Source organism: Tolypothrix sp. VBCCA 56010 (genome assembly GCF_050875635.1).
Classification (GTDB): Bacteria; Cyanobacteriota; Cyanobacteriia; order Cyanobacteriales; family Nostocaceae; genus Hassallia.
Map to the genome: position 1 here is coordinate 1 of NZ_JBPAOH010000558.1, position 207 is coordinate 207.

The 207-nt window shown below is 48.8% G+C and carries 1 protein-coding gene; it reads right to left on the reverse strand.

Translation table 11 applies throughout. The features are described 5' to 3' along the window. Positions 1-207: hypothetical protein (locus AABK37_RS42345; protein WP_432557324.1), on the reverse strand; the 207-nt coding region annotated here is incomplete at both ends.

Here is a 207-nt window from a genome sequence, read left to right on the forward strand (position 1 = left end):
TTCACTGCCCGTATGAATCCCTCTCCGAACATCGACTTCAGCGACGAAGAACTGTCGCCTTCCTGGTAAACTTTCACTTTATCTCCGCGCATCCAGCTGCTCAACACAGAGGTCAGCGTCAGGTCGAAACCAAGCGAGGTGAAAAAAGAAAAATCATAACCAGACCCTTCACCAAAATAGTAGCCGTTCGCCCAACGCATGTAATTC